The sequence below is a fragment of the Segatella copri genome (assembly GCF_026015295.1).
GTDB lineage: Bacteria > Bacteroidota > Bacteroidia > Bacteroidales > Bacteroidaceae > Prevotella > Prevotella copri_C.
Map to the genome: position 1 here is coordinate 294,371 of NZ_JAPDUW010000001.1, position 14,577 is coordinate 308,947.

Sequence of the window (14,577 nt, forward strand, 5' to 3'; positions counted from 1 at the left end):
GATTTGCCTTTTTTGCGTCATCTGCCCTCCCGAATCTTTCTTTATTCCGCTTTTTCTCGGGAATAGGGAATCTTTCTCTTATCCCTTTTTCTTAGGGATGGAGAATCTTACCTTCTCGCTCTCGTCACGCTTCTCGTGGTAGAGTTTAGGCAGTGGATTCTCGTAGGCCTCATCATAGTCTTCGCGGTTGCAGAAGGCATCCAGCGCCAAGTAGATGGCGTGGCGGAAGGAGAGTGCATCGGCTTCGTTGCAGCCCGTGATGCTGTAGCTAGGAGTGGTGTTGGCGGCGGTGTGCACGAGTGGCAGACCGGCAGTAAAGAGTACGCCATCCTCGGTGTAGAGAGAATGGAACGGGGTAGTAGCCTGATCATGATACATGGCCATGATGCCGTCGAACTCTACGAAATGACCGTTGCCGAAGAACTCGTCAGCAGGGTAAGGACCAAAAGCTTGTATTTTCTGCTCGGCAAGCTGGTCAATGGCTGGGATGATGATGCTGGCTTCCTCTGGTCCGCAGCTCTCCTCACCGTTGTTGCTAGGATTCAGGGCGAGCACGGCGATGCGCGGATTGGTAATCATGAAGTCTCGCTTCAGTGATGTGTGCATCTGCTTCACCTTCTCGATGATGAGTTCCTGGGTGATAGCTGCCGGCACGTCCTTGAGCGGAGTCTTTCCGGTTACGGATGCGATGCGAAGGTCGCCGCCGCAGAGGATGGAAAGGCCCTTGGCACCTTCGCCCAGGCAAGTTTCAATGTATTCCTTGTGGCCCTTGAACTGGAAGCCCTCAAATTGTGCGTTCTGGTTGTTTACCGGTGCGGTAACGAGCACGTCGAAGAGCTCGTCGCGGTAGTCGGTCATGGCTCGGTCAAGTGCCTTGATGGCTGCCGTACCCGATTCCTGAGTAGGCATGCCCATGTCAACCTTTACCTCCTCGTCTACGGCTGGCAGGAGGTTGATTCTTCCGTCTTCAGCATCTTCTGCTTTCTGGATGATGGAGAACTGGGCAGGCAGATTCATCGCCTTGCGGTAATAAGCTGCCACTTTAGGCGAACCGTAGATGATAGGGGTACAATACTCCAACATCTCTGGCTCACTGAATGCCTTAAAAATGAGTTCGTATCCGATACCGTTGGTATCTCCGTGAGTGATGGCCACTCTAATCTTTTTGCTGTCCATTTATCGTTTTATTTTATAGTAGAAATCGCAGCTTCTAGCTGCTTGATTAATATTTTCTTTTTCATTTCGGGCGCATAGACGAAGCCGATGATGATGATTTCATCCCCCGTTTTTCTCAGGCGGATGCGCCTCATCGCGTAGGGGCCTCCCATGGCATCGCCCTTCATCTCCCAGAGTCCTTTTTCAGAAAGGACCGGGATTATCATGTACATGCTGTCGGTTTCGCCGGGCATGTTTGTGCGGAGCATGCTGTCAATCTGCTGTTTCTCTTGAGCAGGAAAAGCATCAGAATTGGCTTTCCCTCTTCGTTCTTCCCTCTTCACTTTCATGAGGATGAGGTTCTTCATGCCCGAACTGGCGTTGTTTGAAATCCAGATGAAGTTCTTCGCCTTCTTGCTGGCCTGCATTTCGGCAGGGATGTTCATGCTGATGCCGAAGTTCTTCTTTACCAGCTGCTGCATCTCGCGGTTCTGCTTGCTCGGGTTGGTGGAGATGATGGAGGCGAGGTGCTCCAGTTCAGTCTCATCTACGAGCTGGCGCAGTTTCTCGGGGTTGAGTTTCTCTCTGAGTTGCTGCAGCGAGCGGGCAGAGATGCGGATGACAGTCTGCGGTGAAGCATTCTCGTTGCGGCTCAGCCTGACTGAGAATTCCGCTGCCGGGATGTTCACTACGATGCGAGTTCTTACGAGCAGGTAGCTGCCGTGGATCTTGCCCTTCTTAACCTGGATGAGCCGGCAGAGCGGTTCGGGTTGGGGCAGGGCAGGCACCTCTTCCGTCAGTATCTTCGTAACGATGCTGTCGGTATCTCCCTCGAGCACCACCTCGTAAGGCTGTCCTGTGCTCTTGGGCAGTTTTCTGTTTCTTCCTCTTCCCGGGCTGCAACTTGCCAGAAAAAGGAACAAAAGACAGCCGGCAAGTAGGATCTTTAAAGATTCTCTAACCATTTTTCCCCCACCTTTCCTTACTTATTCATCTTCTCTTCATCCTCGTGCTCACGGATTTCTCCGATTTTCTTCGAGGTGCTGAGCAGACCGCAGGCGGCGTAGATGTCCTGGCCGCGGCTGGCACGGATGGTGGTGAAGACACCATGCTGGGTGAGGTAATCACGGAACTGCTCCATCTTCTCATCATCCACACCTTGCAGAGGAATGTCTGGAATTTGGTGGAAACGGATCAGGTTGAAGCGGCAGTCAAGTCCCTTCACCAGTTTGATGATGGCCTTGGCATGCTGCATACTGTCGTTTACGCCCTTAAAGACGATGTATTCGAAACTCAGGCGGCGTTGATGAGAGAAATCATAGTTCCTCAGCAGTTCTACTACCTGCTCAATGCCCATGCCCCTTTCGGCAGGCATCAGTTCAGCGCGCTCAGAAGGGATAGGGTCGTGCATGCTGATGGCCACATGGCAGTCGCTCTCTTCCAGGAACCGCTTCAGCTTGTTCTTCACGCCCACCGAACTTACCGTGATGCGCTTCGGGCTCCATGCCCAGCCGTAGTCGGCGGTGAGAATCTCTGTGGCGCGCAGCACATTGTCGAGATTATCCATCGGCTCGCCCTGACCCATGAACACGATGTTGGTAAGCTTGTCCACCTCCGGCAGCGAGTAAACCTGGTTCAGAATGTCGCCTGCAGGCAAGCTGCCCTCAAACCCCTGCTTGCCGGTCTGGCAGAACAGGCAGTTCATCTTGCATCCCACCTGCGAAGAAACGCACAGTGTGGCGCGGTCTTTGTCTGGGATGTAAACCGTCTCGACAAATTTGCCGCTTCGGGTAGGGAAGAGGTACTTGATGGTACCATCCACCGAATGTTGCGCATCGGAATATCCGAAGCATCCTATTTCGTATTCGGCAGCGAGTTTGGCACGGTTCGCCTTAGAGATGTTGGTCATCTCATCAATGCTCTTCACATGCTGCTCATAGAGCCACTTCGCCATCTGCCCACCGGTGAAGGCGGGCATGCCTAAGTCCTTTGCCACCTGCTTCAATTCGGCAAGTGTAAGGCCCAAAAGATATTTTTTTTCATTATTCATACTGCAAAGATAGTGTTTTTTGCCGAAAAATTAGTATCTTTGCCACATATTTTAATATAATAAGATAAAATAAAGATAAAAAACACAGATTTAGCCCCCCGAAAAGGGCTGAAGTGAACAAAAATAACGTAAGAAAATGAGAGAAAAAATAGACCTTTTCTTGCCTTGCGAATACATCGACGATGCGCAGAAAGCCTTGTCGGTGCTTCATGAGTACAAGACTGTACAGCATATCCACTTCCTGGTGAGTGCTGATTTTGCTGCTCATCATCAGGTGCCCGAAGGATGTACGTTTGTCATCACCGACCGCCTGGAAAGCAGTAACACTATTGTCAGCATCGCTGAAAATACAGATGCCGACTACGTGATGATCTGTACCCGCCACACCACCATAGGCTGGGGAAACAACACGCTGGAGCGATTCCTCAGAGTGGCAGATGATACGGATGCCGTCATGGTTTACGCCGACCACTACAAGATGGTGGAAGGCAAAATGGAGAAACATCCGGTGATTGACTACCAGTCAGGTTCTTTGCGAGATGACTTCGACTTTGGAAGCCTCTGGTGCATCAAGGCACAGGCGCTGGCCGACTACATCGCCCAACCCGACCGCGAAGAGTATCAGTTTGCCGCCCTCTACGACCTCCGTCTCTATCTGAGCCGCGTGGGCGAAATCTTTCATCTCAACGAATTCCTCTATTCAGAAGCCGAACTCGACACCCGTAAGAGCGGCGAGAAGCAGTTTGACTATGTAAACCCGCGCAACCGCGAGGTTCAGATTGAGATGGAAAAGGCATGCACCCAGCATCTGGGCAAGGTGGGCGCCCTGATAGACACCACCTTCTACCGCCAGCCCGACTTCGGTGAGCAGGAGTTTGAATACGAGGCATCTGTCATCATCCCCGTCTTCAACCGCGAAAAGACGGTGGCTGATGCCGTGAAGAGTGCGCTGGGACAGAAGGCCAACTTCAAGTTTAACGTCATCGTGGTAAACAACCATTCTACCGACCGCACCGGCGAAATACTGGATGAACTTAAAGCCGACAACCTGATACAGATTGTGCCGGAGAGAACTGACCTGGGAATAGGCGGATGCTGGAACGAAGCCATCAACAGCAGTTTCTGCGGAAAGTTTGCCGTACAGCTTGACAGCGATGACCTCTATTCTTCACCAAAGACACTCCAGAAGATAGTAGATGCCTTCTACAAGCAGAAGGCAGCCATGATTATCGGCTCGTACCGCATGTGCGACTTCGACCTCAATACCCTGCCACCGGGACTGATAGACCACAAGGAGTGGACCGATGAAAACGGATGCAACAATGCGCTGCGTATCAACGGATTGGGTGCTCCGCGCGCCTTCTTCACTCCGCTGGTCAGACAGATCCAGTTTCCTAACACCTCGTATGGTGAGGATTATGCGCTCGGCTTGGCATTTTCGCGCCGTTACCGCATCGGCAGAATCTACGACGAACTCTACCTCTGCCGCCGCTGGGGAGGTAACAGCGATGCAGCCCTTAGCGTAGAGAAGGTGAACGCCAACAACCTGTATAAGGACCGCCTGCGCACCATGGAACTGAAGGCACGTCAGCACCTGCTGCAGGGCAAGGCCGACATTATGGAAGACAGCAGCATCTCGCGTTTCTTCAACCGTCAGCTGGAGGTTTGGACCGATGCGCGCCACCGCTTCCGCGACCTCAAGCATGTAGAAACTCGTCAGTTCTCCGACCAGCTGAAACTGCAGTGGAACCCAGCCCGCATCGTAAGTACGGGCGCCAAGATAGATAAGAAAACCCTGGGCGAGCGCCCTTGTTTCCTTTGCGACAAAAACCGTCCTAAGGAACAGATGTCGAAGCAGATAGACGAGAAATTCCATCTTCTAGTGAATCCGTTCCCGATTCTGCCAGTCCACTTCACCATTCCGGCACGCAAGCATCAGCCTCAGCTCATCTACAAGAACTACGGCGAGATGCACCGCTTCATCAGTCTGCACAGCGACCTGATGGTGTTCTACAACGGTCCGAAGTGTGGTGCATCGGCTCCAGACCATCTTCATTTCCAGGCAGGAACCAACGGCATCCTTCCTCTTCAGACCAACTGGCAGCGTCTCTCCCGCAACCTGACCGACATCATCTCTCTCAATGATGAGGAGAAAATCTCTGTGGTTCGCGACTTCATCGTTCCCGCCTTCGTCATCATCTCGAAGAGTGCTGAGAGCGATGAGGCCCTCTTCCGCCGTCTCTACAAGGCAATGCCTCAGCGTGGCGACGAAACCGAACCGATGATGAATATCATCTCCTGGCGCAAGGGCGAGGAATTCATCAGCGTGGTCATTCCGAGAGAAAAGCACCGTCCGGAAGCCTATTTTGCCGAAGGCGACGCCCAGTTTGTGGTTTCGCCGGGAGCACTGGATATGAGCGGACTCATCATCACCCCTCGTGAGGAAGATTTCCGAAAGCTGACCGAGGAGAAAGCTCTCTCGCTGCTGCAGGAATGTGGCGTTTCGGAAGAAAAGATGAACGCCATCATCGCCAAACTGAAGGCATCTAAGGATGCCGAGGATGCAGCCGAAGCCTCTTCCACCTTATATAATAAAGGTAAGCAGCCCGACGTAACGGTGGGCATCGTGAGTGCGCAGAAGATTCATTTCTCGCTCAACAAACCTTATCTTGCCAAGGGCGAAAAGGTGCTGGGCGAACAGGTGGTAGAATTCTCAGAGGGCGGTGTGCTCTGGAACGGCAACCAGTACAGCCAGCTTACCTTCCATCCGCAGAGTGCCGACGCCTCGTTTTCGCTGAGCGACGTAACCATCGGTGTCAACTTCCACTGGGAGCGCAAGGAAACCCAAACCTTTCTGGGCACGCTCCGCTTTGTGGTAGAATCGGATAAGATTGTGGCAATCAATGAGTTGCCTGTAGAGAAATATCTGGAGAGCGTCATCAGCAGTGAGATGAGTGCCACTTCGAGTCTCGAACTCCTGAAGGCGCACGCCGTCATCTCCCGTTCATGGCTCCTGGCACAGATGAAGAAGCGCCGAGAGGTGGCTGAGAGCGGCAACAACTTCTTCTCCTTCACCAAGAAGGAAGATACGCTCATCCGCTGGTACGACCGCGAAGACCACACCCTCTTTGATGTATGTGCCGACGACCACTGCCAGCGCTACCAGGGTATCACCAAGGAAACATCGCCCCATGTAGCTGAAGCCATCCGCCAGACTAAGGGACAGATTCTGATGGACGGCGAAGAAATCTGCGATGCAAGATTCTCGAAATGCTGCGGCGGAATAACCGAGGAATTCCAGTATTGCTGGGAGAACACGCCGAAGACTTATCTCACGGCGGTTCGCGACATCGCCCTGGGCGTGGAACATACACTGCCTAATCTGACCAATGAGGAAGAGGCTGAGAAATGGATCCGCTTTAATCCGCCAGCTTTCTGCAACACGCAGGACAAGAAAATCCTGTCAGAAGTGCTCAACGACTATGATCAGGAAACCGTCAATTTCTACCGCTGGAAGGAAACGCTCAGCCAGGAGAAGTTGCAGCAGCTCATCGCCGACAAACTGAAGATGGACCTGGGTGCCATCCTTGACATGAAGGCCGTGGAGCGCGGAAAGAGTGGAAGAATCAGCAAACTCCAGATCATCGGAACCGAGAAGACCTTTACCATCGGTAAGGAACTCGAAATCCGCCGTACGCTGAGCGACAGTCATCTGCTGAGTTCAGCCTTCGTGGTGGATAAATATGATAAGGATGAACAGGGAGTGCCTCAGCGTTTTGAACTCATCGGAGCCGGTTGGGGGCACGGAGTAGGCCTCTGCCAGATTGGTGCTGCCGTGATGGGCGAGCAGGGTTATCATTATGATGCCATCCTGTTGCACTACTATCAGGGTGCTGAAATCAAGAAACTTTATAAATAGTGATGTAAAATGGTAACAAAGAAAAACAGTCGGAGTCCATGGGCATGGATTCCGACCCTCTATTTTGCCGAAGGACTCCCCAACGTCATCGTAACCGCCCTCTCTGTGGTGATGTACATGCAGTTGGGGCTGACCGATGCTGAGGTGGGTCTCTATACCGGATGGCTCGCCCTTCCCTGGGTCATCAAGCCCTTGTGGAGTCCGTTCATAGATTTGCTGAAGACTAAGCGCTGGTGGGTGCTCACCATGCAGGCTCTCATCGGAGCTGCCCTTGCCGGCATCGCCTTCTCGCTGCCTACCGCCTTCTGGTTCCAGGCCACGATGTGCTTCTTCTTCCTCATCGCTTTCTGTAGTGCCACCCACGACATTTCGGCAGATGGTTTCTACATGATTGAGCTGGATGAACATACGCAGACTAAGTTTGTAGGCTTGCGAAATACTTTCTACCGTCTCGCCATCATCTTTGTGAATGGTTTTCTGGTGATGCTGGCAGGTGTGCTTCAGGTTCTCTTCCGCAACCAGATTCGCTTCTCATGGGCGCTTATCTTTTACGGACTGGCAGGTATCTTCATCGGTTTGTGGCTCTATCACAGCCGCTTCATGCCGCGCCCGAAGGATGATGTGCAGACCGACAGAACGGTGGGTGAAGTTGCTCATGAACTGAAGAACATGTTCCGCACCTTCTTCGTGAAGTTCGGATTGGGTGAAACCGTCTGTGTGATGCTCTTTCTCTTGCTCTACCGATTCCCTGAAGCGCTTCTGAACACCATGACCAAGACCTTCATCCTCCGTCCTAATTCGCAGGGTGGACTGGGACTGTCACCTCAGGAATATGGCTTTGCCAATGGTACTGTGGGATTGATAGGTTTGCTGCTGGGTGGAATTCTTGGTGGTATTCTGGTGAGCAGGGATGGAATGAAGAAATGGCTCTGGCCTCTGGTTTGCGCCATCACCTTGCCTGATGTGGTTTACATCTATCTGAGTTATTCGCTCAACAGCAACCTCATCGTGGTTTCCAGCTGTCTTTTTGTCGAGCAGTTGGGGTATGGTCTGGGCTTCACGGTTCTTACCCTCTACATGCTGTTCTACAGTCAGGGAAAGTTCAAGACCTCCCATTATTCCATCTGTACGGGCATCTCCTATCTCGGATTGATGCTGCCGGGCATGGTTTCTGGATATCTGAAGGATATGGTAGGTTACCGCATGTTCTTTATCATCGTGATGGCATGTTGCGCCATCACCTTCCTGGTTACTGCTTTCCTGAAGATTGATCCTAATTTCGGAAAGAAAGAGGAGAAGGAAGAGGATGAAGCGGAATTGGACGCGATAGAATAAATGATTATGTTAACGTAAAAACGAGGATGTGCGAACATCCTCGTTTTTATCTTTATTCCCCGATAATCGTTGCGATGAGGTGTCGGCTTCCGCCTCCCTCTCTGAATTCGCAGAGGTAAATCCCCTGCCATGTACCAAGGTTCAATCTGCCATTGGTAATAGGAATGGTGAGCGATACACCTACCATGCTCGATTTGGCATGCGCCGACATATCCGTAGGTCCTTCATCCTGGTGCAGATACCTTGGGTCGCCATCTGGAACCAGTCTTTCGAAGATACCTTTTAAGTCATGTCTCACATCCGGGTCGAAGTTCTCGTTCAGCGACAATCCGCAACTGGTATGTCTTACGAAGAGATTCAGTATCCCCGTCTTAGGCAGCGCCGGCAAGTTCCTCATCACCTCGTTGGTTACGAGGTGAAAGCCGCGAGGAAGTGGGCGCAATGAAAATTCTACTTGCTGTATCATATTCTTCTTTGTTTTTATATTTCAATTGTTTGTATCTTTCTGATTGTCAATTTACAAAGGTAATTATAATTTTATTATTATAATACTATTATAATGCAAATATAGGAAAGTTTAACCATTAAAGGATTTCTCTTCCTTACTATCTGCTACCCCGAAAAAACTTCTTCTTTAGAAGAAGGAAAAAAACAGGAAAAATAATCCCGAAAAAATTTGGTGGTTTCAGAATAATGATGTACTTTTGCACCCGAAATCAAGCATTAAGAGTTGCCCAGTTGTGGCACACCAACCGAGTTTCGCATAGAGATAACCACGGTGGTAAAAGAATGTGTAAGTGTTTAACAACTTAAAATAATTATCTTTATGAATCCAAATTCAGATTTAAAGAACAATGAGAATGTAATGGCAGCTAATGCCGAGTCTTCAACTGTTGATGCAGGTTATGCCGAGTCAAGAATTTCAGAGTATGCAGCCCGCTTTGCTGCATACAGCGATGAGCGTTTGAAGCAGACCATAGATCATGAGCGCAAGGTTCGTGGTTGGGGCAGCGAACGCAGCTACTTCCTCGCCGCCCTGCGGGGTGAGTGCGAGAAACGGGGCATTGATTACTGCTAATCAAGCCCCATCTGTGTGAATCTGTGAATTGAAAATCGGCGGCCGAAGGGAAAGCCAAATCTGTGGAAGTTTATGACTTGAATTCCTCGATGAAGGGTTGCAGGTTTCCACCTCTTGGCGAGTTATGGTCTTCAAGGATGGCGAAGGCGATGAGCTTGTACTTGTCCTTGAACTCCTTCTCGTCGATGACTTCGTGAAAAAGTCTTGCGATATGTTTCGGAGGATTGTGGAAGGCGCCGCAACCGAATGCACCGAGTACGATGCTGTCGTGTCCGTTCAGCAAACCGATGCGCAGCATCGTCCTCATTTTGTTTTTCGTCAGTGCGGCATCTTCTTCGCAGATGTTCCCATCTCTATCTAAATCAGGATAATTGATGGCAGCTACTGCCACGAACGACATATAATAAGGAGTATCGAGCAAGGCGAAGTCATCCTTAGCTCCAGCTCTGAACACGGTAGCATCTGGCACATAGATGCCTCCGAATCTCACAGGCATCGGATATTGGAACTTGCTTTTCTCCAAACTGTAATCCTCGGCATATTCTGCATAACGATACATAGAGAGAAAGAGGTTGGTGCTGCGGAAGAGGCTCTCCTCCTGAGCCCGGCTTCCGTTCTTCACTCCACCGCCCGGGTTGCGACGGCTTGCCAGGTTGAGAACCACGGGATTGTATCCTTCCTGTTGCAACAGATGACCGCAATGAATGCTGTCGTCATTCTTCACGATAATCTTGGTGGAACTATCTGCAAGGGTAGGTATGTTTGAAGCATCCAGTGGCTTGGTATAGAATCTGCTTCCCCTCAGCATCTTCGTGTTGTCGAGCTGTTTCACTTCCTCCCCATTCTCAGAGGTGTAATGTCCCTCCAGTACAATATCTATAGTTTGCTGATACACGTCAGCCAGTTGTCTTCTGTCGTTTATCATGAATTCTTCTGTTTTAAGCTAAGTATCTTTAAATACTTCATTAATCTTCTGCCAATAAGTTACAATACATGAGTTTGGTATTTCTTAATTATCTTAATCCAGATTTGTGTAACATTTCTCTCATTTTTATAACAAAGGGGTCTTTATTTCTATCCCTTTTTGATCTTGAAAGAAATGCTCTTTCGTTTGCTTCCATTTCCTCACGAAAGCGGATTGCATCTTCGCCATGTAAAGTAGGGATTGCTTTTATTGCTGTTGCCATATTTATGTCCTCCTATTAATTAATTTATTATATGTGCTGCAAAATTACAAGTTTTCTTTGTATTCTCCAAACTTTTATATAAAAAATGTGTATTTGTTCTATTAATAATACATATAGCAAGAGATTTGCTAAGAGTTGTTTATAGAACTTAACAAGATTCTATAAGGCTTTCCAAAACATTTTCCAATCACTGATTGGAAAAAATGAGCTTCAATTTGCATATCTGATGGTCGAGAAGTGATAGTACCGATATCTATGTTTCCCGATATTAAGAGTCTGAGTAAGAAGCAGAGAGAGGATTATTTGATTATGGATGACCAGTATTTCTCCTTTGATGCTTCAAGTAAAATTTACTCGATAAAAGATATTTTGAGGTATTAAGTTGCATATTTCATTTATTTTTTGTAACTTTGCCCTCGAAAGGGGAGAGGTTGCCGCAGGTGGCTGCTCCCTTGTAACATAAGTTGAACAAATAAAATAGAATAATAAGAAACAGAAAGAATAAAACTTTAGACATATAACATATTAGTATACAAAGCGTTTACGATTATTTGGAGTCTCTTGAAATTTGGCGATTGAAATAGACATCTGTATAATAGGTAAAAAGTGAATGCTCACGCTCATAAGGCGTGAGCTAAACTTATCTATGCAGAGAGGTCACGCCAAATACCTTAGAGACTGATAAGTGAGGCTTACGCCTTTCTTATGCTCTCTTCCCAATAAGGTATTTACATCTGTGACCTGCACATCCGATAAAGTTTACGCTCATTGTTTCCTTATAGCGGCGAAGAATTAATGCTTTTAATTCCTTGTCTCTATTGTCGTATATGGAATTAAAAGTAAACTTTATGACAGACATTGAACTGAAAAATCTAAAAGATAATCTTTGGCACTCGGCTGATATGCTGCGTGCGGGTGCCCATTTAGCACCAAACAAATATGGTCAACCTATCCTTGGTCTTATCTTTCTCCGTTATGCTGATGTGCTTTTCAAACAGCATAAAGCGGAAATTGACAAGGAATATGAAGTTCTCAAAGGTACTCGCATGGAGCGCAGCTATAAGGACATTGCTGTGCAGAAGTGCGGATTCTATCTTCCTGAATGTGCTTATTTCGATACAATAAATGATGCGCCTGATGAAGCCCACAAGGCGGTGCTCGTGAAAGAGGCGATGGAGGCTATCGAACGAGAGAATCCAAAATTGGAGAATGTCCTGCCAAAGGAGGTCTATGGGCAACTGGTGCCAGAGGAAGATCCTGAGTTATTGAGCCGCATCGTGCGTGTCTTCAAGGATATTCCAGAGAATATCAACATAGATCTCTTTGGGCAAATCTACGAATATTTCCTCGGTAACTTTGCCTTGGCTGAAGGACAGGGTGGTGGAGCTTTCTATACCCCTCCTTCGGTGGTTCAATATATGGTGGAGGTTATTCATCCTGTCATTGGCGACAGGAAGTTCCTCGACCCAGCTTGTGGTTCGGGCGGTATGTTCGTGCAAGCTGCTCGATACATGCACCGTCACAATGCCACCAACCAAGACTTGATGCACTTCCGTTGCTATGGTGTGGAGAAAGATCCTGATACGGGAAAGTTGGGCAAGATGAACTTGTTGCTCAACAATGTGCGTGGAGAAATCATTGAGGCGAACTCGTACTATAGCGACCCTTATGACGCTTTTGGCAAGTTTGATTATGTAATGGCGAATCCTCCATTTAATGTTGATGAAGTATTGGTTAGCAAGGTGAGCGATGATGCTCGATTCAAAACTTATGGTATTCCTCGTAACAAGACCAAGTCTGCCAAGAAAAACAGTGATAAGACAGAAACAGTTCCGAATGCCAACTATCTGTGGATAGGATACTTTGCCACGGCTCTGAATGAGACTGGCAAGGCTGCTCTCGTCATGGCTAACTCGGCAAGCGATGCGGGCGGCAGTGAGTTGGAGATACGCAAGAAGATGATACTGGATGGTATCATCTCTCAAATGGTTACTCTTCCAAGCAACATGTTCTCCACTGTTACCCTTCCTGCTACTCTTTGGTTTTTCAATAAAAAGCGTACCAAGAAGGATGAAATTCTCTTTATTGATGCTCGCAACATTTTTACGCAAGTGGATCGTGCCCACCGTAAGTTCAGCGAAGAGCAAATCAAGAACCTCGGCATCATCACTCGTCTCTACGAGGGAGACAGCGAGGCTTTCTGGGCTTTGATTGATGAGTACAAGAGAGCTGGTAAGCAAGAGGAGGTAGATTGGCTTCTTGAACGTTGGCCTGATGGAAAGTATCGTGATGTCATCGGCTTGTGCAAGGTGGCGAAGATTGCTGGTGAAGACGGAATTGAGGACAATGACTGGAGTCTTAATGCTGGAAGATATGTGGGAGTAGTAATAGAGGATGACGGAATGACGAAAGAGGAGTTCCACCAAGAAATGCTCTCGCTCAATGGTGAGTTCGAACAGCTCAGTACTGAGGCTGGTCAGCTGGAAAAGGAGATTGGAAAGAATATCGTGGAATTGTTTGGGGAGGAATAGGGTATGGAGTATGTTAGATTAAAAGATATAGGTCGAATCATAACAGGAAATACTCCGCCTACGAGTAAGCCCGAATATTATGGAGATTATATGCCTTTTATAAAGGCTACAGATATTTCTCTTGGTACAAAATGTACATTAGTTACAGAACAGATGTATTCTGAGTTGGCTGCTGAGAAGTACAACGAAAGTTTAGTGCCTAAAGGTTCGACATGTGTTGTGACAATTGGGAGTATTGGCAAGAAGATGACTTATGCTCATACAGATTTGTTTGTGAATCAAGCGATAAATGCTATAATTCCAAAAGATTCATATGATAATGAATACGTTTTTTACAATGTAAAATATAGTGTTCTACCGCAGTTGAAGAAGTTGGATTCTGGTACAACTTCAGGTAGAGAGAATGTTTCTAAATCTTCTTTTTCAAGTATTCGTATTCCTGTTATTAAGGATAAAAGAGTCCAGCACCGCATAGCCTCCATCCTCTCCACATACGATACTCTGATAGAGAACAACACGAAGCGTATTCGTCTTTTGGAGAAAATGGCAGAGAATCTATATAAAGAATGGTTCGTCCGCTTTCGCTTCCCTGGACATGAAAAGGTTGAAATGGAGAATGGCTTGTCGAAAGGGTGGAGTATAATCAAAATCAACGAATTGTCAAATGTAAAGTCAGGTTTTGCTTTTAAGAGCGAATGGTTTACGGATGCTGGATGTAGGGTTGCCAAGATAAAGGATATAGGGGGTGTTCTTATGGATACTTCTGATTTATCTTATGTCTCAGAAGACAATTGTAAAAAGGCGGAAAAGTTTATATTGAGAGAAGGGGACTTAACGATTGCTTTGACAGGTGCGACAATCGGTAAAATCAGTATTGTACCAAAGCATCGTGGTCTTATATATACTAATCAGCGATTGAGTAAATTCTTTAATGGAGATAATCCTATAGAGAACCTTCCTTTTTTGTACTGTTTGTTTGCACAAGATATTATGGTGCAAGATATTATGAATTTGGCAAATTCAAGTAGTGCTCAACCTAATATTAGTCCAGAGCAGATTGGCAATATCAAGTTTAAGGGAAATATGGATTTGATAAAGAGATATAATGAGGTAGCAAAAGGTTTCTTTCAAGAAATCTTAAGTTTGCATGAAATGAACCAAAACCTTGCTCGCCAGCGAGACCTCCTTCTCCCTCGTTTGATGTCGGGCAAACTTGAAGTATAGCTTCAAGTGCCAACGAAGTATAACTTCAATCCACACCACAATGAAGTACTACTTCGGAGGGCAATGAAGTACTACTTCATCAAAAAGGCTAACATAGT

The 14,577-nt window shown here is 47.7% G+C and carries 11 protein-coding genes and 1 riboswitch; of the genes, 5 read left to right on the top strand and 6 right to left on the bottom strand.

All coding sequences use genetic code 11. The features are described from left to right. Positions 1-78: 78 nt before the first annotated feature. The 3 genes from ONT18_RS01155 to rlmN are packed head-to-tail and all read right to left on the bottom strand — an operon-like array spanning position 79 to position 3,205. Positions 79-1,176: a PdxA family dehydrogenase gene (locus ONT18_RS01155; RefSeq protein ID WP_118079016.1), complete on the bottom strand. Its 1,098-nt coding sequence runs from the start codon at positions 1,174-1,176 to the stop codon at positions 79-81. An 8-nt stretch (positions 1,177-1,184) separates the two neighbouring features. Next, the gene (locus tag ONT18_RS01160; RefSeq protein WP_264903626.1) at positions 1,185-2,120 is read right to left on the bottom strand and encodes a DUF4837 family protein; all 936 of its coding nucleotides are present in this window, start codon (positions 2,118-2,120) and stop codon (positions 1,185-1,187) included. Between the two features lie 17 nt (positions 2,121-2,137). Beyond that, positions 2,138-3,205, bottom strand: a complete 1,068-nt coding sequence (gene rlmN / locus ONT18_RS01165; protein ID WP_118253805.1) for a 23S rRNA (adenine(2503)-C(2))-methyltransferase RlmN — start codon at positions 3,203-3,205, stop codon at positions 2,138-2,140. A gap of 136 nt (positions 3,206-3,341) precedes the next feature. On the opposite strand from rlmN, the gene ONT18_RS01170 reads away from it, so the two are divergent. After that, the gene (locus ONT18_RS01170; protein ID WP_264903628.1) at positions 3,342-7,124 is read left to right on the top strand and encodes a DUF4922 domain-containing protein; all 3,783 of its coding nucleotides are present in this window, start codon (positions 3,342-3,344) and stop codon (positions 7,122-7,124) included. A 9-nt stretch (positions 7,125-7,133) separates the two neighbouring features. Next, on the top strand, positions 7,134-8,459 hold the full coding sequence (locus ONT18_RS01175; protein WP_119228742.1) for an MFS transporter: 1,326 nt from the start codon (positions 7,134-7,136) through the stop codon (positions 8,457-8,459). A 52-nt stretch (positions 8,460-8,511) separates the two neighbouring features. Here ONT18_RS01175 and ONT18_RS01180 read toward each other — a convergent pair whose 3' ends face one another. Then, positions 8,512-8,925 carry a secondary thiamine-phosphate synthase enzyme YjbQ gene (locus tag ONT18_RS01180; protein ID WP_006846346.1) on the bottom strand — a complete coding sequence of 138 codons (414 nt, stop codon included), beginning with the start codon at positions 8,923-8,925 and terminating at the stop codon, positions 8,512-8,514. Between the two features lie 249 nt (positions 8,926-9,174). Then, a riboswitch (SAM-I-IV-variant riboswitch) is annotated at positions 9,175-9,286 on the top strand. On the opposite strand from ONT18_RS01180, the gene ONT18_RS01185 reads away from it, so the two are divergent. Then, entirely contained in the window at positions 9,286-9,537 is a 252-nt protein-coding gene (locus ONT18_RS01185; protein ID WP_264903631.1) for a hypothetical protein, read from the top strand. (Overlaps the previous riboswitch by 1 nt.) Positions 9,538-9,607: 70 nt before the next feature. Here ONT18_RS01185 and ONT18_RS01190 read toward each other — a convergent pair whose 3' ends face one another. Both ONT18_RS01190 and ONT18_RS01195 read right to left on the bottom strand, forming a co-directional pair. Next, positions 9,608-10,462 (bottom strand): TIGR02452 family protein, encoded by an 855-nt coding sequence (locus tag ONT18_RS01190; protein ID WP_264903633.1) that lies wholly within the window; start codon positions 10,460-10,462, stop codon positions 9,608-9,610. 88 nt (positions 10,463-10,550) lie between these two features. Further along, positions 10,551-10,724, bottom strand: coding sequence for a hypothetical protein (locus tag ONT18_RS01195; protein WP_182384224.1), 174 nt, complete (start codon positions 10,722-10,724; stop codon positions 10,551-10,553). 848 nt (positions 10,725-11,572) lie between these two features. Here ONT18_RS01195 and ONT18_RS01200 point away from each other — a divergent pair. Then, positions 11,573-13,255, top strand: coding sequence for a class I SAM-dependent DNA methyltransferase (locus ONT18_RS01200; protein WP_264903636.1), 1,683 nt, complete (start codon positions 11,573-11,575; stop codon positions 13,253-13,255). Between the two features lie 3 nt (positions 13,256-13,258). Beyond that, positions 13,259-14,479, top strand: coding sequence for a restriction endonuclease subunit S (locus ONT18_RS01205; protein WP_264903638.1), 1,221 nt, complete (start codon positions 13,259-13,261; stop codon positions 14,477-14,479). Positions 14,480-14,577 lie beyond the last annotated feature (98 nt).

Excerpts from the sequence above, each read along its gene's own strand:
- ONT18_RS01190 (WP_264903633.1), bottom strand. The coding sequence starts at position 10,462 with ATGATAAACGACAGAAGACAACTGGCTGACGTGTATCAGCAAACTATA.
- rlmN (WP_118253805.1), bottom strand. The coding sequence starts at position 3,205 with ATGAATAATGAAAAAAAATATCTTTTGGGCCTTACACTTGCCGAATTG.
- ONT18_RS01205 (WP_264903638.1), top strand. The coding sequence starts at position 13,259 with ATGGAGTATGTTAGATTAAAAGATATAGGTCGAATCATAACAGGAAAT.
- ONT18_RS01160 (WP_264903626.1), bottom strand. The coding sequence starts at position 2,120 with ATGGTTAGAGAATCTTTAAAGATCCTACTTGCCGGCTGTCTTTTGTTC.
- ONT18_RS01200 (WP_264903636.1), top strand. The coding sequence starts at position 11,573 with ATGACAGACATTGAACTGAAAAATCTAAAAGATAATCTTTGGCACTCG.
- ONT18_RS01170 (WP_264903628.1), top strand. The coding sequence starts at position 3,342 with ATGAGAGAAAAAATAGACCTTTTCTTGCCTTGCGAATACATCGACGAT.
- ONT18_RS01155 (WP_118079016.1), bottom strand. The coding sequence starts at position 1,176 with ATGGACAGCAAAAAGATTAGAGTGGCCATCACTCACGGAGATACCAAC.
- ONT18_RS01195 (WP_182384224.1), bottom strand. The coding sequence starts at position 10,724 with ATGGCAACAGCAATAAAAGCAATCCCTACTTTACATGGCGAAGATGCA.
- ONT18_RS01180 (WP_006846346.1), bottom strand. The coding sequence starts at position 8,925 with ATGATACAGCAAGTAGAATTTTCATTGCGCCCACTTCCTCGCGGCTTT.
- ONT18_RS01175 (WP_119228742.1), top strand. The coding sequence starts at position 7,134 with ATGGTAACAAAGAAAAACAGTCGGAGTCCATGGGCATGGATTCCGACC.
- ONT18_RS01185 (WP_264903631.1), top strand. The coding sequence starts at position 9,286 with ATGAATCCAAATTCAGATTTAAAGAACAATGAGAATGTAATGGCAGCT.